This window comes from Mycolicibacterium hippocampi (assembly GCF_010723735.1).
Lineage (GTDB): Bacteria > Actinomycetota > Actinomycetes > Mycobacteriales > Mycobacteriaceae > Mycobacterium > Mycobacterium hippocampi.
In genome coordinates this window covers 3,319,082-3,336,672 of record NZ_BLLB01000002.1, presented here as the reverse complement: position 1 = coordinate 3,336,672, position 17,591 = coordinate 3,319,082, and the positions used below count along the sequence as shown (strand labels likewise).

The 17,591-nt window shown below is 64.4% G+C and carries 17 protein-coding genes; 7 read left to right on the top strand and 10 right to left on the bottom strand.

Annotated features, from left to right (window positions below):
• Window positions 1-20: 20 nt before the first annotated feature.
• Together G6N53_RS17195 and G6N53_RS17190 are read right to left on the bottom strand one after the other, a co-directional pair.
• A complete protein-coding gene (locus tag G6N53_RS17195; RefSeq protein ID WP_163890337.1) occupies window positions 21-1,292 on the bottom strand; it encodes a bifunctional 3,4-dihydroxy-2-butanone-4-phosphate synthase/GTP cyclohydrolase II in 1,272 nt (423 codons plus the stop codon).
• A 123-nt stretch (window positions 1,293-1,415) separates the two neighbouring features.
• Entirely contained in the window at window positions 1,416-3,698 is a 2,283-nt protein-coding gene (locus G6N53_RS17190) for an Ig-like domain-containing protein (RefSeq protein ID WP_163890335.1), read from the bottom strand.
• A gap of 1,132 nt (window positions 3,699-4,830) precedes the next feature.
• On the opposite strand from G6N53_RS17190, the gene G6N53_RS17185 reads away from it, so the two are divergent.
• Complete coding sequence (locus tag G6N53_RS17185; RefSeq protein WP_163890333.1) at window positions 4,831-5,457, top strand: hypothetical protein; 627 nt, start codon at window positions 4,831-4,833, stop codon at window positions 5,455-5,457.
• Window positions 5,458-5,654: 197 nt separating this feature from the next.
• Here G6N53_RS17185 and G6N53_RS17180 read toward each other — a convergent pair whose 3' ends face one another.
• On the bottom strand, window positions 5,655-6,365 hold the full coding sequence (locus G6N53_RS17180) for a hypothetical protein (protein ID WP_163890331.1): 711 nt from the start codon (window positions 6,363-6,365) through the stop codon (window positions 5,655-5,657).
• A gap of 134 nt (window positions 6,366-6,499) precedes the next feature.
• Here G6N53_RS17180 and G6N53_RS17175 point away from each other — a divergent pair, with 134 nt between their 5' ends.
• Entirely contained in the window at window positions 6,500-6,820 is a 321-nt protein-coding gene (locus G6N53_RS17175) for a hypothetical protein (protein ID WP_163890329.1), read from the top strand.
• Between the two features lie 184 nt (window positions 6,821-7,004).
• Complete coding sequence (locus G6N53_RS17170; RefSeq protein WP_163890327.1) at window positions 7,005-7,331, top strand: DUF732 domain-containing protein; 327 nt, start codon at window positions 7,005-7,007, stop codon at window positions 7,329-7,331.
• 561 nt (window positions 7,332-7,892) lie between these two features.
• On the opposite strand, the gene G6N53_RS17165 is transcribed toward G6N53_RS17170, so the two are convergent.
• Together G6N53_RS17165 and G6N53_RS30265 are read right to left on the bottom strand one after the other, a co-directional pair.
• Window positions 7,893-8,831 (bottom strand): nucleoside triphosphate pyrophosphohydrolase, encoded by a 939-nt coding sequence (locus G6N53_RS17165; protein WP_237166552.1) that lies wholly within the window; start codon window positions 8,829-8,831, stop codon window positions 7,893-7,895.
• The gene (locus G6N53_RS30265; RefSeq protein ID WP_163890323.1) at window positions 8,828-9,829 is read right to left on the bottom strand and encodes an HNH endonuclease family protein; all 1,002 of its coding nucleotides are present in this window, start codon (window positions 9,827-9,829) and stop codon (window positions 8,828-8,830) included. Before G6N53_RS30265 ends, G6N53_RS17165 begins: the two co-directional genes overlap by 4 nt.
• Window positions 9,830-9,918: 89 nt before the next feature.
• Here G6N53_RS30265 and G6N53_RS17155 point away from each other — a divergent pair, with 89 nt between their 5' ends.
• From G6N53_RS17155 to G6N53_RS17140, 4 genes are all read left to right on the top strand, one after another.
• Window positions 9,919-11,409: a serine/threonine-protein kinase gene (locus tag G6N53_RS17155; protein ID WP_163890320.1), complete on the top strand. Its 1,491-nt coding sequence runs from the start codon at window positions 9,919-9,921 to the stop codon at window positions 11,407-11,409.
• A 167-nt stretch (window positions 11,410-11,576) separates the two neighbouring features.
• Window positions 11,577-12,143 (top strand): recombinase family protein, encoded by a 567-nt coding sequence (locus G6N53_RS17150; protein WP_163890319.1) that lies wholly within the window; start codon window positions 11,577-11,579, stop codon window positions 12,141-12,143.
• A gap of 60 nt (window positions 12,144-12,203) precedes the next feature.
• Window positions 12,204-12,743 carry a DUF6932 family protein gene (locus G6N53_RS17145; RefSeq protein ID WP_371870832.1) on the top strand — a complete coding sequence of 180 codons (540 nt, stop codon included), beginning with the start codon at window positions 12,204-12,206 and terminating at the stop codon, window positions 12,741-12,743.
• A gap of 191 nt (window positions 12,744-12,934) precedes the next feature.
• Complete coding sequence (locus G6N53_RS17140; protein ID WP_163896004.1) at window positions 12,935-13,537, top strand: heparin-binding hemagglutinin; 603 nt, start codon at window positions 12,935-12,937, stop codon at window positions 13,535-13,537.
• Window positions 13,538-13,602: 65 nt separating this feature from the next.
• On the opposite strand, the gene G6N53_RS17135 is transcribed toward G6N53_RS17140, so the two are convergent.
• From G6N53_RS17135 to G6N53_RS17120, 5 genes are all read right to left on the bottom strand, one after another.
• A complete protein-coding gene (locus G6N53_RS17135) occupies window positions 13,603-13,779 on the bottom strand; it encodes a hypothetical protein (RefSeq protein WP_163890315.1) in 177 nt (58 codons plus the stop codon).
• Entirely contained in the window at window positions 13,779-14,114 is a 336-nt protein-coding gene (locus G6N53_RS17130) for a DUF732 domain-containing protein (RefSeq protein WP_163890313.1), read from the bottom strand. The genes G6N53_RS17135 and G6N53_RS17130 overlap by 1 nt, the downstream gene beginning before the upstream one ends.
• An 830-nt stretch (window positions 14,115-14,944) precedes the next feature.
• A complete protein-coding gene (locus G6N53_RS17125; protein ID WP_163890311.1) occupies window positions 14,945-17,230 on the bottom strand; it encodes an AAA family ATPase in 2,286 nt (761 codons plus the stop codon).
• Window positions 17,223-17,351, bottom strand: coding sequence for a hypothetical protein (locus G6N53_RS30450; protein ID WP_272870966.1), 129 nt, complete (start codon window positions 17,349-17,351; stop codon window positions 17,223-17,225). The genes G6N53_RS17125 and G6N53_RS30450 overlap by 8 nt, the downstream gene beginning before the upstream one ends.
• Window positions 17,348-17,584 (bottom strand): hypothetical protein, encoded by a 237-nt coding sequence (locus G6N53_RS17120; RefSeq protein WP_163890309.1) that lies wholly within the window; start codon window positions 17,582-17,584, stop codon window positions 17,348-17,350. Before G6N53_RS17120 ends, G6N53_RS30450 begins: the two co-directional genes overlap by 4 nt.
• Between the last annotated feature and the right edge of the window lie 7 nt (window positions 17,585-17,591).

Sequence of the window (17,591 nt, the reverse complement as noted above, 5' to 3'; positions counted from 1 at the left end):
CGCCCCTCCACTGTGGGTGCTCATACTGCGCCACCGAACTCTCCGGGCAGTGCCTCGTCGAAGTCCTCCAGACCGACCAGGTCATGGCCCATCCGGTCGCGCTTGGTCATCAGGTATCGGATGTTCTCGGCGTTGGCCCGCACCGGCAGTGGCACCCGCTCGATGATGTGCAGGCCGTACCCGTCCAGCCCGACGCGCTTGGCTGGGTTGTTGGTCAGCAGACGCATCGACCGCACGCCGAGGTCGACGAGTATCTGGGCACCTATCCCGTAGTCGCGGGCGTCGGCCGGCAGCCCCAGCTTGAGGTTGGCGTCGACGGTGTCGTCACCGGCATCCTGGAGCTGGTAGGCCTGCAGCTTGTGCATCAGGCCGATCCCCCGGCCCTCGTGGCCTCGCATGTAGAGCACCACCCCGCGACCTTCGCGGGCCACCATGGCCAGCGCGGCGTCGAGCTGTGGCCCGCAGTCGCAACGGCGGGAGCCGAACACGTCACCGGTCAGGCACTCGGAGTGCACCCGCACCAGCACGTCGTGACCGTCCCCGTGGGGGCCGGCGATGTCGCCACGGACCAACGCGACGTGCTCGACCTCGTCGTAGATGCTGGTGTATCCGACGGCCCGGAACTCACCGTGGCGGGTCGGGATGCGGGCCTCGGCGACCCGCTCGATGTGCTTTTCGTGCTTGCGCCGCCACTCGATCAGGTCGGCGATCGAGATGAGGGCCAAGTCGTGTTCGTCGGCGAAGATGCGCAGCTCATCGGTCTGCGCCATGTCGCCCTCGTCCTTCTGGCTGACGATCTCGCAGATCGCGCCGGCAGGCTGCAGTCCGGCGAGCCGGGCCAGGTCGACGGCCGCCTCGGTGTGGCCGGGACGACGCAGCACCCCGCCGTCCTTGGCGCGCAGCGGGACCACGTGCCCGGGTTTGGTGAAGTCGTCGACGACACTGGTCGGATCGGCCAGCAGCCTCATGGTGGTCGCCCGGTCCGAGGCCGAGATGCCGGTCCCGACACCGAGTTTCGCGTCCACGGTGACGGTGTAGGCGGTGCCGTGCTTGTCCTGGTTGACCGCGTACATCGGCAGCAGGCCGAGCCGGTCGCAGATGTCGCCGTCGAGCGGAACGCACAGATACCCGGACGTGTAGCGGACCATGAACGCGACGAGTTCGGGAGTGGCCTTCTCGGCGGCGAAGATCAGATCGCCTTCGTTCTCCCGGTCCTCGTCGTCGATGACGACCACGGCCTTGCCTGCGGCGATATCGGCCACCGCCCGCTCGACCGAATCAAGCCTCGTCATCTCCACCACCCTTGCCGGTCCCGGCGCGGAACCCTGTCGTCAGTGCCTCTCAGTATGAACCACAAGTGGAGACCGGTTATTGCCCGGCGGTTTGGGTGACGATGGAACGGGGACAGTGGCCCCTCACGCCGGATAGGACAGCGTGAACGTCGTCGACAGCCCCTTCGAGTCGGTGACCGTGAGGTAGATCGTGTCAGAGGGGCCGTTGGAGGGCAGTTGGATCGGCCAAGCACTGCCGTCACTGCCACCGTTCGACTTGTAGGTCACGGTCCGACTGCTGGTCCTGGAACCGCTGATGGGGTCGGTGATGTCGACCGGTAGGGAGAAGCTGACGGACCCGTTCGACGCAGAGTAGGTCCAGGTCAGGCTGTCACCGTCGGGGTCATTGACGGTCACGCCGGTCCAGACCTCGGTCTTCCCGGGGGTGAGTGTGATGTTCAGACCCTTGGTGGTCAGCGTCGGCGCCTGGTTGGGCGTGACTGTGACATTGGCCACGGTCAACGACGCACCGTCGGTGTTGGTGCCCACGATCGAGAAACTCGTCTGCGAGGTGCCGGTGTAGGCGTACGTGCCGTCGGGGTTGACGGTGACGCCTGCAGGGGCACCTGCCCCCAGGCTGTAGGTGAGCAGACCGGACATCGCAGACGGGATCGACAGCCCACCAGTCACTCCCCCGCTGACGACGGTGTTGTCGTAGTCGATGTTGAGCTCGTGGGTGATCAGGCCGATGAGGGTGGAGGCTTCTCCGCCGCGGCCGTCGGTCACATAGATCCTGAAGCTGTCGTCGATGATCCCCAGGATCGGATCGCCACCGTCCAGCGACGGGATGTAGGTCCACTTGCCGTCGGAGTCGACGACCACCATGCTGCCGCTGCCGAGGATGGCCGACTGGCCTCCCCCGTACCCGGTCACGCTGTAGTGCAGGTCGTCGCCGTCGGGATCGGTGCCGAGCACGGATCCGGTTGCGACTCCGCTGACGATGTCGGGGATCGCCGTCCCGACGGGGACGACGAGGGGCGGGCTGTTCGGGGGGACGAGGTGAACGGTGACCGTGCTGATCGCGAAGCCGCCGTTGGCATCGGTTGCGGTGATCGTGATCAGATCGCCGACGCCGAGTATGTCGAGCGCCGCAGCCTGAATGGCGGCATCCGACGGGGTGTAGGTGAAGGTGCCGTTGCCGTCCTCGTCGGAGCTGACCTGGACGGTCGTCCCCAACAGCGACGACACGGCGAGACCGGTGAACGTCAGCGGCGTGCCGTCAGGATCGGTGGCAGCGAAGGTGCCCTGCATCTGCTGGGTGTCGGGGTCGACGCTGACGATGGTCGCCTGCTGGGTGAAAACCGGGAAGCTGTTGATCACCGCACCCGACTTCACGTCGATCGTCATCGTGACCGTGTGCATCCCCAGCGGGTGGTTGCGCCAGCCTCCCTTGTCGTCGATCGTGATGGTGAACGAGTCGTCGATCTCCCCGAGGGTGAGCGGGTTGTTCGCGGTGTAGAGGTACTGGAAGCCCCCCAGCAACGGGCTGCCGATGATCTCCACGTTGCCGTTCGCCGGCCCGGTCGCCAAGGTGATGTTGACCGGGTCACCGTCTTCGTCGTCGCCGATCAGCGTGCCGGTGACCAGGCCGAGAGCCCGGACGGTGCCGACCACCTCTGCGGTGGGTGCGTGATGGTTGGTGCCGAGCTCCTCGAACCGTGTCCAGGCGGCAACGGTGACGAGCAGCAGCGGGATCGTCAACAGCGGCGCGATCGGAATGGACACCACGGTGGCGGCCGCCGCGGCGATGAAGACGACAGCGGCCACCTCGGTCTTGGTGACGCCCGCGATCTCCGGATACTCGGGCAGGAAGTCCCACGGCGACTTCGTGTCCTCTTCTGCAGGCACATCGGCAGTGGTGACCATCAGCGTGCTCGGCGCCTCCGCCGCAGGCTCATCACTATCTGGAGTCTTCGCTTCCGGCTCGATGACGACGGAGGTCGACGCGGTTTGCTCGTCCGCCACCAGGCTCGGGTCGTTACTTCTCAGCGCGGCCGTCTGGGTGGCAGTCTCGGGATCCGGTGTCGGCTCGGGATCGGTGTCGTCCCCGTCGACCGTCTCCTCTCCGGCGGATTCCGGATCGGTTGGTTCGTCGGCCTCATCGGTGTCGTCCTCGTCCTCGTCACCGTCGGCGTCCTCGTCACCGTCGACGTCCTCGTCACCGTCGACGTCCTCGTCACCGTCGACGTCCTGGTCGACGCCTGCATCTTCACCGCCTGCATCTTCACCGCCTGCATCGTCGCCCTCAGCGTCCCGATCAGCCTTCGGACCCGCATCGGGCTTCGTGCCGGAATCGGCACCGGACGACGCAGACGCGCCTTCGGTGGCTTCGGCGGACGCGACCGCGAGCCCGGGCGAGGCGACCACCAGACCCAGAAACGCAACGACCGCTAAGCGCTTAGCCTGATTGTTTTGCTTAGCTGAGACCTTACGATGCTTGGCCACAACGAACTCCTTGCCTGGTCACCCCCGCCAGGCAAGGAGATTACGTCATCGTCAATTGATTGGCGAGGCTTTCTGACGCGTTGCTACATTCGGCGTGTTGCGAAACGAGCAAAGTGTGACAGGTGCGCACTCAGTGGCGTTGCGGACGGTGCCCGCGAGGAGCTCGATCCGCTTGCCGGGATGTCTTGCGGGAGGTCTACCCGCTGGGATTGCCATCCCGGGCGCCCAGCAGCCGCTCGACATACTTGGCGATTAGAGGCGAGCAAGCGGTGCGCTTGTACTGCTGCGATGCTGGTCGGCGTTGACCCAAGAGCGCGAGATATCTTCGACCTGAGCGAGATCGAGTCGGTCGGCTTGATGCGTGTACCGGCGGGGGCGGCCATTTACTGAACCCGAGGGGGACCAGGCAGATCTCGCCGCGCTCGTATTGCGCGTGGACGCTCAGCAGCGGGGGCCGCCGGTGGCACCTCAGTCCACGTCATCGGCTCTGCATCTGGCAGATCAGGTATCCAGGTGATGTGAACCTCGCCGCCGCTGCGGCTGAAAGAATGCCTCATCTCCAACAGTCGGGCCTGTCCAGCCGCTATGTGCACGGGTCCGTCGTCATACTCATCAATCCGACGGAACCTCACCTGAAAGAAGTTTCCCTCAAGGGTCACGTTGCGCGCGTTGATCGTGCCGACGTTACGCAATGCAAATGACTTGACCGAGTCATTCGCAGAGGCCTCGATGCGCCAGCCGTGTTGTCGATGGATCTCAGCCTGTTCGGCGACGTCCGCCGACCGCGTTGCTGCATCCGCAGACCGGACCGAGGCACTGGCCGACCGGCGGGCGTAGACCACAGAACACACTGCGACAACTACCGACACAACAGACACACTCAGCGCGATCACCGCCAGACCCCAGTCGCCCATGCTCCGATGCTATGGCTGCGCACCGACACAACCTCTGAAATGAAGCTGTGGGCCTGCTCCTCAAGTACGAAGCCATCAAGAGCCTCGCCACCCGGCGCGGCGCGGTCGCCTTGGTTCTATAGGGTTCGTAATCTCGGTACGTGCACAGACTGGTGTTCTCGGGCGCGAAGGCCGTCCTATGGGTCGTCGGGATAGGCGTGGGCGCGTTCATCCTCCAGCGGTTCGATACGGGCGCGGGGTGGACTGCCTCGCTGTCGGCTATCGCTACGGTGGGTGCCACGTTCGCGGCGCTGTTTATCGCCACCCGCGCCCGCACTGACCGGCAGGCCGAACAGCTCGCCACCGACCGCGCCCAGGCGCGTCTGGTCTTACTAGAGGTGGATGGGCCGTATCCAGGGCAACACAACAACCCCCCTTACTTCATCGTCCACGTCGAGGACAACGGACAGCAGCCAATTCTGGATGTGGCGCTGGAGTCGGCAGAATACGTTGGGGGGCCAGGGGCGCAGAGTATGACACTCGTCGGCCTGCCGGGTGCAGTGGTCCCAATAGTCAAGCCTGAACGTGCGCCTGGGGGACTCCCCGTCTCTTTTCCACCGGAGAACGTCACCGCAGAGGAGCTACTCGCGGGTGGCGGTCTCGATGGCGAGGGGAACTACAGCAACCCGAACGTTTCCCCTTCGCATGTCGTCGCCAAGGTGCAGTTCACCGACGCCAGCGGCAACCGGTGGCGACGGTCCACGACCGGCCTCGTCGAGCTGGTCTAGGCGAGCCGCAACCGAAGACGCCGCAATTTTGGCTCCGAGCGTTTCGGAAGGGGTGAGGCCACCTCCGTGCCTCGTTAATGAGAGGAGTCACACCGTGAGGCTGCTGGCGTGGTTTGTGGCGGCAGCGCTGCTGCACTCCGTGTTGGTGTGGGTGCCGCCATAACTCTCACTGAGGGTGGTGAGCTACGCGAATGGGCTCAGTAGTGCGGGATCGGCCTCGACTTGAGCGTGATGCCTACATCGGCGAGTCGGCGCGCTGCTTTCTCTCCTGCCTGCTCTCTTGCTGCCCGCATACCCTCGTCGCCAGTGTCGGGATATTCGTCCAAGGTGTCGAGCAGATCCTGGGCGATGTCGATGACAGCTCCAAGTCGCTCCTTCGTCTTGCGGTTCCTGCGCTTCAGGAAGACCGAGCGTATCCACATGCGGCTGATCCGAACCCACGTCCACGACAAGCGCATGTATCCGAACAAAATCTTGGCGAGCGAGTAAATCAAGCGGGCGGATTGCCAGAGGTATCGCAGCGCCAACAGCACCCAGAACGCGAACAGTCCGTAGTACACGACGGCCACACCAGGGCCAATCACCTCCGGCACACCGCGCTGTCGCCACCATTGCAGGCCCAACAGCATGCTACTGACCAGGAACAGTGGCGCGAAGGTCCAGATAATGTCGACGAGCTGCTCGCGGCGCTCGTCGCGGTGGATGAGCTTGCCGATGCTGGCCCTGACGTGAGCTTCCAGCTTCTTGGCCTCGTCGGAGGTTGGTTGCAGCTTGCCGATGATGTCGACTTCGCGGTCGATGTTCGCCCGCAGATCATTGGCGTTCTGGCGGCTGATTGCGTAGGTGACCACCTGGGTCAGGACCACGCCGCACACCGCGATTATCGCGACGACGACTTCCGTGGGCACAGTTCGAGCCTAAGGTCAGACCCTGCAAAAGCCTCGTCAACCTGCCGGAGGGCCGGACGGGTATGTCGGCCCGGCTGGTTCTCAGGGATGCCACGTAGCGTTCTTGCCGGAGCAGACGCACGGGGAGGGCAACGGTGGGTGGAGATCACACAGGGTCGGGGTACGGCTTCAAGATCGTCGGGGTCACGGAGATCGACTCAGGCGACGACATTGCTCAGAAGGCCGACTCTGGCGACGTTCTGCTGATGCATGTCAGCGAGCGGGGCTTTGGCTCCACTCCGGTCCCCAATCGCACATTCACTGGCCCGACGTATCAGCTGACGCGCAACGGTGAACCGATCCCCCGTGAAGCCCTCGGCGAGGACACCTGGAGGTTCGCGGTCACTGACACGACGACCGGGAAGACAACCAGGGTGCTGATGTTGGTGCCCGTCGAGGAAGCTGACATCAAGTAGGCCGTCCCTCTCTCCGCAAGCTATGCGCAGTAGTAGCCCTCTGTCACCGAGTGCCCGGCAGCACGAGCTGTCGTCGACACCGTTGATGCCGGAAAGTCGCCTCCTGCCTCGCCACGCGAATGGCGTCTGCTCTGCAGGTTGCCAACAACGGGTAATCATTCACACGGTCTGGCACGATGCGTTAATGATGACCAGAATCGTGGTTGCGGCTGGCCTGTTGCTTTCCATGTCGCTCGGCACACCTTCAGCGAAGGCCATAGACGACGAGGACGAGGCCTTTCTTCAGTACTACATGACTCTCGGCGGGCAACTCTCGGGGAACGACGACGCAGAAGCAGTCATCCAAATCGGAGAATACTTCTGCAGCGTGCTGCGATCCGGCGGCAGACAATCGGATGCTTACATACCGCTTTACGAGAAGTACCAAGATGCGAACGACCGGCAGACGGTTGGTCAGGCAACGGCTGCCGCAGTAATGATTTACTGCCCTGACCAATTGGACAGTGCCTGACCGGAGCCATCAGAGGTTTCTGAACTCGCAGAGGCACAGCGCCACCCACGGCACAGATGCGCCCCAGACGAAAGGCGCGTCGCAGTCGGAGCACCGGGGAGCCTCCTCGGCCTCTGCAGGCCTTTCGATGTTCACTGGGCGCGCGTAGGGCCGGCCAGACAGGAGCAATGGGATTTCGCCCTGTAGAGAAGCCGCAAATGCTGACACCCAGATCCGGCGAGGAGTGGCTATTCGGGGTACTGGCAATCCATCGCAAACCCCTGATCAGGGCTAACGCGCATTCAGTCGAGCATCTGAGGTACTCGGTGAATCGTCATTAACCGCCATCTGGGTCAGCGTTGAGTTTTGTGGGAATTGTCAGACATCGATTTCCTCGCGGATCAAAAGACGCCGGGCGCAGCTCAGCCCCGAGCGCACCGAACGGCTGGAGGAACTGCCCGGCTGGGATTGGGACCCGCCTCGCGGAGCATCAGCACGGCACTGAAGTCATTCGCGAGATCGTTGAGCGCGACTACGCCTGCGAGTGGCAAATCTCGGTCGGGTATCGAGACTGAAGCGGAGTCACCCGGCGAACAGGCCGAACTCCACGACATCGGGAGCCTGCTGCCACGCCGGGTCAGATGCCCACTCTTCTGCGAGGTTGAGGTAGCGGATGTAGTCGGCTTCGCGCACCAGTCCTCGTGCGGGCACTGTGCCAGGAGCGAGATTCTGAAGCGCGGCACGCACACGTGCGTCCAGGACGAGAGGGCGCGGTCTGTGCTCGGTGGTGTACCCGGCGAAGTAGAGCAGCTTGGTGCCGAAAGCCATGTTGAAACCGGTGATCTTGTGCGTGACCAGCAGTGCCCGCCAGCCAGCCGCTGCGCCGTCGTCTCGCGTCGCCTGCACGATCGCCGCGATCTTCTCCTCGGCACCGTCGGCCCGCAGCACGGCCTGCGTGCGTGCGGGGCCGTAGTCCTTCGGTCGGTAGCCCCAGGCCATCGCCATCAGGAACAGCTCGACCGGGTCGCCTCCAGCATGGCTATGGATGAAGTCTCGGGCGATGCCGCCCGCCTCCTCTGAATGCGCTCGCAGGTCGGCGTGGGCGTGCTCATGACCTGTGAACGTGGCGGTCCATCGGTCGGGAATCCACTGCACGCGCTGGGCGTCGACGTCGGCGGTGCTGTACCGGCGGATCGCTGCTGGAATCGCGCTGACAAGCCAGGCACCGGTATCGAACCGGCCACGAGACGCTGCCTTCCGCGCTGCCGCGTCGATCACCTCTTGCTGCGCGATGTCGTGCAGGGACATGAGCGCAGAGATCACCTCAGTGACGTCGGCCAGCTCGTCAACGAGCGCGTTACGGTCGGCGACTGCGCCAGCGGCTTCGGCTGCCTCCTCCCGCAGCTTCGCTGCTAGGGCGGCCAACCGGTCGTTGCCCGAAACGTACCGGACATCTGCATGCCTGCCGGACTCACGAATAATCTCTGGTATCCGGTCGCGAACAAGCTTGCCGTCCGTCACGGTGGTGGCCTCCAGTCTGCTCGGGCGTGCTCGGTGGCGCGGGTCTGGACAGACCGCAGGAAGGCGAGCCGGGCCTCTGGTGTCTTGCCGGTCACCGCGATCACCGCCTCGCGCAGCGGATGATGACTGGAGATCAGCGTCTCGTTGCGCCTCCACAGTCGTTCGAGGAAGTCGCCGTGCGCGAGCCGGTGGAACTTGCCCGCCGGTCCTCGGTTGCATGCAGAGCACGCCAGGACCAGGTTCCAGACGTCGTCGAGGTCGATGAACACGCCCCGCGCCATCAGCGAGTGCGGGAAGAAGTGGTCCACGTCGGCGGAGTGTTCAAGGCCCAGAAGGGGTGTCACCGGCGCACCGCAGTAGAAGCAGGCACTGGACTGGTATCCGCTCAGGCCTGGACGCACCCAGGTGATCGACCTGCGGTGGCCCAGCATGCCGCGCACGATCATCTCAGAGGGCCGGTCGTAGACCACCCGCAGCGTCGAGCCGGTCGATCGCTTCTCGTGCCAGGTGCTCTCGACCAACCGCCATCGGGACTCCGCCTCGGCCTCCAACGGCTCCTTCGCATCGGCGTCAGAGGCCAGGGAGAGCAGCTCGTCGGTGAACCGAATACCGCGCAGGGACTGCTTGCGCTCGTCGTAAAAGAAACGGGTGCCGACATCCCCGTCCCCTACCTTGTGGAAGGCGTTGATGACATCACCGAAACCGAGCAGCGCCGTGGTGGTGACGAGTTCGTCGTGGTTGATGATGCCCTGGTTGTAGTGACGGCAAGCATCGAGGAACCGGCTCCCGGACGACGTGGACTGTGTGTCCACATCCTTGATGTGCGCGCACAACTCCTGGCTGAAGGGAACCGCCAATTCCTCCAATGGCGCTGAGGTCTTACCCACCTCGGCCAACGACAGGACTGACTTCGCCAACGCGAACTTGAAGGAGGCCACGTTGCGGCCACGAAGGACAACACTACGGAAATCCTCAGAGGCGGTCGTCGCCGATGACATGACGTGACGGTACCGAAGTGGGGTACTCGGCGGGCCGCTGCAGCCAGAACAGGCCGGAGTGTGTCCAGCGCAGCAGCTAACATCTCGCCATGCCGCTGCGGATCGGGAACACGTTCGCCGGGTACCGGGTTCTGCGGTTGCTCGGCTCCGGCGGAATGGGTGAGGTTTACCTGGTCCAGCACCCGCGCCTGCCCCGCCAGGAGGCGCTGAAGATCCTCCGCCACGATGTATCCAGCGATCTTTCCTTTCGAGAACGGTTCATCCGCGAGGCTGACCTAGCTGCCGGTCTGCGGCATCCCCACATCGTCGCGATTCATGACCGGGGTGAACACGACGGTCAGCTTTGGATCGCGATGGACTACATCGACGGAACTGACGCGGGCCACCTTCTGGAACAGAAGTATCCGGCAGGCATGCCGACCGACCTCGTCATGCGCATCACGACTGCTGTTGCCAGCGCGCTGGACTACGCTCACAAAAAGGGCCTGCTGCACCGCGACGTCAAGCCTGCCAACATCATTGTCGCCGACCTCGACACCGATGAGCCGACGGTCTTCCTCGCCGACTTCGGTATCGCTCGTCCGCTCGATGACACCAGCGGCATCACGACAACCAATATGACCGTGGGCACGGTCGCCTACGCCTCTCCGGAACAGCTCATGGGTGAGCCAATGGACGGTCGGGCTGATCAATACGCTCTGGCGGCGACGACTTACAACCTGCTGACCGGATCGCAACTCTTCCCGAATTCGAACCCAGCAGTGGTCATCAGCCGCCACCTCAACGCACCAGCGCCTGCCCTCGCCAACATACGACCCGAACTTGCTTCGCTCGATCCAGTTCTGGCTGCCGCGTTGGCCAAGAGTCGCGATGATCGGTTCGCCTGCTGTCAGGACTTCGCCCGCGAGTTCGCGACGGCGACCGTCGCCGGCCCTGGGGCATCCCCGACAGCACCCACTCAAGAGTCTTCCGTCGCGGTTGAACCGGTCGCCCCGCCGGGCGGGCGACGCTACTCGCTCGTGTGGGCTGCCGTGGCCGTCGTTATCGTCCTCGGGCTTCTGACTGTTGGTGTGACCTTGTGGCGACCCTGGGCGAATCAAGGTGATCGGGTAGCCGATCCCAGCACCACATCCAGTGTGGCGATAACCGTGTCGACCGCGCCGACAACGACGCCCATGACCTCTGCGCCGCCACCGGTCAGCTCAACAAGCAGCCCGCCCCGTCCCCCGCAGCCGACGACGCCATCAGCACCAGAGTATCCACCGGCGGGTGCCCTCGGCGAATGGTGTGACGACCCGAACGGCATCGGCACCGGGCCGAGTGGTACCCCCTACTACTGTGCGCGGATGCAGTACACAGACGGTTACCAGTGGTCACTCACACCAGATGACATCCCCAATCCCGACTACACGCCAAGGCCGCCGACGCCACCCTCGGAGATTGATCCTTCGGGTCCGTCAGCGGGGTACCGGTGTAACGCCCCCGGCGCTATTGTGCGCGGAACTCTGGGTCTCACAGAGTGCAAATGGATCGACATTGGCAACCCCGCCTTCACGGGCTGGTTCTGGGCCTTAACTTGACGACGATCTCACTGTCTCGAAAACGATGGGTTGATGAGACCGCGACGACTCGCTTGCGGGATCGGGCAGCCCCAGGCGCAACGTGCGGTTCACTGTCTTGAAAACCCGTCTCATAACCAGTATTCTCATAACCCAGTGCATTACGGGATTGTGAGACAGGGGCGGGAATGGCGATCATCGGGTACGCGCGGGTCAGCACCACCGACCAGGACCCCCAGCTTCAACTCGACGCGCTCCGCGATGCTGGGGCAGCTCGCGTCTTTACCGACCACGGAGTGAGTGGCTCGACGTCGAGCCGCGTGCAGCTTGACGCATGCCTGGACCACCTCCGCGAAGGGGATGTCCTCACGGTCTGGAAGCTCGACAGGCTCGGGCGTAATACCCAGCACGTACTCGCCGTCGTCGAGGAGTTGACCGCTCGCGGCGTCGGCTTCCGCAGCCTGACCGAGGGCCTTCACACTGACGGCCCGATGGGTAAGGCGATGCTGACGATCATGGCCGCGTTCGCCCAGCTGGAACGCGACACGATCATCGAGCGCACTCGCGCCGGCCTTGTCGCCGCAGCCGCGAACGGACGCAAAGGTGGCCGTCCCCGCAAGGTCGACGACGCCGACGCGGCCAAGGCGCGCAGCCTTCGGGAGAAGGGCATCAACGCCACCGACATCGCCAAGATGCTGGGCGTCTCCCGCGCCACGGTGTACCGCTACCTGGACTCTGCGGAGAAAATTGCTTGAGCATGACCCAACGTAGACAGAAGGCCCGTCAACCGCCGACTGACCAGAGATAATGGCCGCATGGCGATGCCCAGAAGGTCTCGGCGACCTCCGTTGCCGTCGCTTCAACCAGGCCCAGACGGATATTCGGTACTGCCACCAGCTCGCTACACGTGCACCCGGCGGCAATTCGAGAGAAAGTTTGTGAGGGGGAATCGATTCCGCGAGGAGCTGGTTGAGGACCTGGACATCTACCGGCGCCAGCAGGCCAAGCGCGGTTTGGTGGTGTCGGCCTACTGGGTCGGCGGGAGTTTCGTCTCCGATAAAGACCAGCCCGGAGATATTGACTTCACTGCACTCATCGACGGCGCAGCAAGTACCCCCGATCCTGCAGCCATCCGTGACTGGACAAATCCGGGCAAAAAATGGGCACGCCAGATACATCCTGATGTCGGGCGGCTACTTCGGCTAGATGCCTATGGCATCGTCAAGTATCCAGACGGAGACCCTCGCTTACAGAGCTATCATGAATTACGGGGGTATTGGGACGACTGGTGGCAAAGGTCACGAAAGACCGGACAGTCCTTGAGCAGGGGATACTTAGAGGTGGTGGACTGGTAGTGAGCAAAGTCGACATGACCTCACCTGCGGGTGCGTCGTTGCAGCACCTCGCCCTATCTTCACAGAAGTTGGCCGAAGGGAAGCACGACGACTGGATGGCCCAGGTCAACGCGCAATCGGCAGCGCAACTCAGCGCCATGGCCAACCAGGCAGCGTCACGCCCGTCATCAGCATCATCTATCCGCACGCGGATCTCAGCTAGAGACGACAAGCTCGGCATTGACGACCTCAAGGCCCCGCTGCTCGCCGCCGTCGGTGCTGCCGACCTTGCCCTGGAGCGTGTCAACGAGATCGTCGCGACGCTGCGTGAGCGTGCCGGCGACGCCCGCACCGACGCCGAGGCCCGCGCCGAGGCGAGCCGCGCCCGCATCAACAAGCTGCAGGAAGAACTGCCGACGCAGGTCGACGACATCCGTCGCCGGCTCACCTCTGAAGAGCTGCGCAGGTTCGCCGAGGGCTACGCAGACGCCGCGCAGACCACCTACAACAAGCTCATCGAGCGGGGCGAGGCCGCGTTGGAGCACCTGCGCACCCAGCCCGCGCTGGAAGAGGCCGCAAGCCGGGTCGAGGGATACACCGACCTAACCCAGGAGGCGCTGGGCAACGTGGCGACCCAGACCCGCGCGGTCGGCGAGCGCGCCGCCAAGCTGGTCGGCGTCGAGCTGCCCAAGCGTGGCGAGTCCCTCTCGCAGCCAGCCAAGAGACCTTCCAAGAAGTCACCGGCGAAGAAGGCCCCAACGAAAAGGGCGGCAGCTGGTACGAGTAGAGCCGCAAAGGCCCCTCGAAACTCGTAGCGTCGCCCTCGTGAGGGCCGGGGCGTCTGCTGGGACAGGGCAGGCCGGTGGGTGTCATGGCTTGATCAAATGCCCGAACGGGACGGCCCTATCCCTGAGCGGGGCCTTTCTGCACCCTGTGGCTGAATTTTCAGGTGGCCGAACCGGCGCTCCAGCTTCTCCAGCGCCTTGGCGGTGCTCAGAGAGAGGTAAGGGTTCTGGTTCTTGGTCCGCCACTTGGCGAGGATCTCGGAGTCGGTCATCAGATCGTCCCGATCTCTCCGTTGTGCTGGGGACACAGCTCGTAAGCCGAGTACTGCGCGAACAGAGTGGCGTAGTAATGCCGATTCGGTGAGTCGTCCCCGTTGTAGGAGTTCAGAACCTCCTGGATCGCGGCAGTGTCACCACCGGCGTCGAAGGCCTGACACACCCGGTACCCGACGTCGAGAGCATCCTTGGCGCAACCAGCGCACTCGATGGCGTAGTGGTCGAGCGAGTCGATCGCTTTCACGAAGGCGTTTTCACTCGCCCCGGCCACCGGCGCACCCGCCAGCGCGACCCCGAGAGCCGCCAGCGTCGAGATCAAAAGCTTCTTCATCGTCAGTTCCCCTGGTATTGCGAGTCCCCTTGTGTTGCGAGCGCGCTCAGCGGCGTTGACACACTACCTGGACGACCGAGCCACAGTCATCGCTGCCGTAAGACCGGGTTTGCGCCCATGCGCTGCATGTTCCTCCTCGTGGGCGCCCAAGCCCAGACGGTACCGGTTCGGTAGGACACTTCGCCGGTTCTCCGAGATCGGAATACGGCTCGCCAAAGGATCTGCAGCCCCAACCGGAGTTTGGAGTTGACTTTTTCAGTGCGGCGAAGGCTATAGCGCACCCACTAGGTGACGGCGCTGCCGTAGAACAGGGCGTGTGCGGTAGGCCACAACACGGTGCGCCATCAAGCCGCGCGGGCTGCGTAAACGGTCTGGCGTGTGGTGTCGAGCAACTCGATGACCTCGCCGGGCCAGTGCACCGTGATCGGCTTGCCGGTGTTCTCGTGCAACCACTGGGCCACCTCAGGCGTGATGCCTGGGCTGGTGCAACCACATCGGTCGGTGGCAGGTGGATCTCGTCGGTCAACTCATTGACCTCCTCTTCGTAGAAAGACGTGCCAGACGGCGGGAATGGACATCCCGCCGAGGTATAGGACGGAGAACAGCAGCCAGCTCATCGCAGCACCTCCTGGGCGCAGGGCTGATCTGACTCTCGCCCACAGCCCACGGGCGTGGGCATAAGCCGTTCCCGTTGATCCTTGGTTGAGTAGTTCCGCAGCCGTTCCCCATAGTCGTTCCCCCTATAGGGGGGGGGAACGAGGGAACGACTGGGTTTGGGCGTTCCTGGGAACGACCGGGAACGACTCGGGAACGGGGAACGACAAGGGGTTTCAGTCATCGCCTTGCACCTCCCCGTCGGCATGACGGCGGAGCCGATCGCCGAGTTCGAGGTGTTGCTCGGAGTTGGGGTCCTCCGACTGCAGGTAAGGACGAAGCGTGGTGTACCGGGGGTACCTGTCCGAGCTCTTGGTCACGAAGCCCTCGGACACTAGGAGGTCGATCGCGTTCAGGGAGTGCCGTTTGCGTCCACCGGCCTGCTTGGCGATCTTGTCGCGGGTCAGCTCGCCGGGGTGTGCCTCGATCACCCGGCTGGCCTTCTCCATCAACCCGGTGGGCCGGAACTCCCCGGTCGTCGCGGAGTCCGACTCCGGGGTGATGCGCCACCGCGCCACATCCCCGTCCGTGGGGTCGAGGGTGAACGTCCCTGCGAGCTGCTCGCCGTTGTCCCTGGGCCGTGCCGCTGTGCAGTGATCCCGGACTCCGCCGTGGCGGTCCTTGTTCACTAGCAGCCGGGACCTGCCCCCGCCGGTCTTGGTGTAGGGGTGTTCCCGTACTACGCGCAGGGACAGCCCACCGACGGTGCGGCGCTTCGCCATGGTGCCGCCGGGGCCGATGTCACGCGACTCCTTGCCCTTGGCGAGGTGGTCGACCAGCAGCACAGCCCCGCCGGTCGCGGCCAGCGGCTGCAACACCCTGTTGTGCACCCTGGTGAAGTCGTCACCGTTGTCACTGGAGGCACTAAACATCGGCAGCAGCTCGCCGGTGGAGTCGACGAGGATGACCTCGGGGCACCACGCTGTGCAATCGTCGACCATCTGCATGACACGGGCCACCTCGACCGGTGCGCAGTGCCGGAATTGTTCAGGATCTCGCAGGGCCTCGACGGGCGCACCCAGCAGCAGGAGGCGGCTGATGATCGCCGGGGCACCGTTGTGGTCGAGGTCGGCCACCAAGACGCGGCCTCCGGCTTGCAGCACCTGAGCGCATGCGGCCAGACCCACCCATGTCTTACCGTGCTCAGGGTCGCCGAACAGGATGTTGACCTCACCCCGGTAAAACAGCGGCACCCCGTCGACACGCTTGAGAACCCCGGGGCGCGGTGCCTCGGGCAGACCACCGTCGAGCAAGCCAGCGACATCCGTGTAGAGGAGAGGCGCCCTGTCGGCAGGTGCTGCGGTGTCGACGTCGTTGCTCTGGTGCTCGTGGTTGCCGAGTTCCTTGCGGGTCTGCTCGTCGGTGAGCGTGGACACCTTCTCCGTGGCCCACCGGTACGCGCCGTCGATCTCGTCGGGTTGCAGATCTCGGGGGTCACCGACGGTGTTGCACCAGTGCTCCAGACACTGGGCCAGGTGCTCCACGGACGCACGCAAGCCGTCTTCGGTAATGCAACCCAGCCGGTGCGCAGCCGCCAGGCGTACGGCCTTGTTCATGGCCCACTGGTGCCGTCCGCCTCTTGGCTTGTCGGACTCCTCACCCCACGGCACCACCATGTTCACTACGTACTGACAATCAGAGTCGCCGAACTCCCACCCGTCGGGTGCACTGATCATCGCGCCGGTGAACGCGGCGTCCGATTGGATCTCGGGCAACCCGTACTCGTCGAGGGCCTGCGCGATGTCCTCTGCCGTCAGCGCCGTGCCGGTGTCGGCTTCACACCGCGTGGGCGCAGGGTGCTCCGGGTCCTTGACGTTCATCGTGTCTGGGACCCGCAGCACGCGGGTCAGGTCACTCACGTTGTCGAGCGCCACATGCCGCTTGTCGGCGATGTCGGCGACGAGACGCCCGAATCGGCGGGCCAACTTCTGTGATTCCGGGTTGGTCAACTTCTCGGCGGACTCCCGGTCCACCGGCCAAATGGGCTGCAGCCCGTGCCCACTGTGGATGATCGCTGCCGGTCGATGTCCGAGAACGACAGACAGGTCCTCGATCACGCCATAGCCGGTTTCGAGGTCCGGGCAGGCACCCGGCTTGACGTCGACATCGGCATACAGCGCGGCGATTCGAGCGATGTCCTTGACGGTGCCGCGACCACGGGTCACATGAGAGTTGACCGGGTTGACCCCGAACCAGACGTTCACCGTGCCGCCGGTCTGAGCCAACAGTTGTTCGACGAACCTGGGTGCGGTCTCGACGGTGTGCAGTTCTGAGGTGAAGGGCTTTCGGCCTGGGCGATCCCAGCACACAGCGACTTGGTCGTGGCGGTAGTCATCGGCGTGACCCAGCACCGTCAGCAGCTCGGCAAAAAGATACCGGGTGGGGGTATGCTCACTATCAGGCTTCCCGGCCTCTTGGAGCGCCTCGGTGACATCACCGGGGCGTTCTACAATCTCAGTCATCCACCAGCCCTCCGACATGAAGAGGGTGCAATGGTGCGCCGAGACGCACGCCGGGGCTGATCACGTCGTGGCCGTCGGGGGCGTCGGGGGCGTGCTGGGTCATCGGGCGCCGTGTACTCACTGGGCACCTCCGGCGCGACGGCGGCGCGACCTAGCGCTGGCCATGCTGAGCTTGAGCATGTAGGCCTTCCGGGCGTTCTCGGCCCTCTTGGCGCGCTCTTCAGGTGCCAGCACCCCGTCGGGATCGACCTGTGACTCGAACCGCTTATAAAACCCGCTGCGTGCGGCTGCGGTGCGAGCCGTGCGGTCCTCGGTGCGCGCCCACTGTGCATGAGCACCAAGCTGTGCCCGCATAGTGCGC

Bases quoted from the DNA above. Each gene is read 5' to 3' on its own strand.
- G6N53_RS17195 (WP_163890337.1), bottom strand. From the start codon at position 1,292: ATGACGAGGCTTGATTCGGTCGAGCGGGCGGTGGCCGATATCGCCGCA.
- G6N53_RS17170 (WP_163890327.1), top strand. From the start codon at position 7,005: ATGATGACCAGAATCGTGGTTGCGGCTGGCCTGTTGCTTTCCATGTCG.
- G6N53_RS30265 (WP_163890323.1), bottom strand. From the start codon at position 9,829: ATGTCATCGGCGACGACCGCCTCTGAGGATTTCCGTAGTGTTGTCCTT.
- G6N53_RS17155 (WP_163890320.1), top strand. From the start codon at position 9,919: ATGCCGCTGCGGATCGGGAACACGTTCGCCGGGTACCGGGTTCTGCGG.
- G6N53_RS17150 (WP_163890319.1), top strand. From the start codon at position 11,577: ATGGCGATCATCGGGTACGCGCGGGTCAGCACCACCGACCAGGACCCC.
- G6N53_RS17145 (WP_371870832.1), top strand. From the start codon at position 12,204: ATGGCGATGCCCAGAAGGTCTCGGCGACCTCCGTTGCCGTCGCTTCAA.
- G6N53_RS17135 (WP_163890315.1), bottom strand. From the start codon at position 13,779: ATGACCGACTCCGAGATCCTCGCCAAGTGGCGGACCAAGAACCAGAAC.
- G6N53_RS17130 (WP_163890313.1), bottom strand. From the start codon at position 14,114: ATGAAGAAGCTTTTGATCTCGACGCTGGCGGCTCTCGGGGTCGCGCTG.
- G6N53_RS17125 (WP_163890311.1), bottom strand. From the start codon at position 17,230: ATGACTGAGATTGTAGAACGCCCCGGTGATGTCACCGAGGCGCTCCAA.
- G6N53_RS17120 (WP_163890309.1), bottom strand. From the start codon at position 17,584: ATGCGGGCACAGCTTGGTGCTCATGCACAGTGGGCGCGCACCGAGGAC.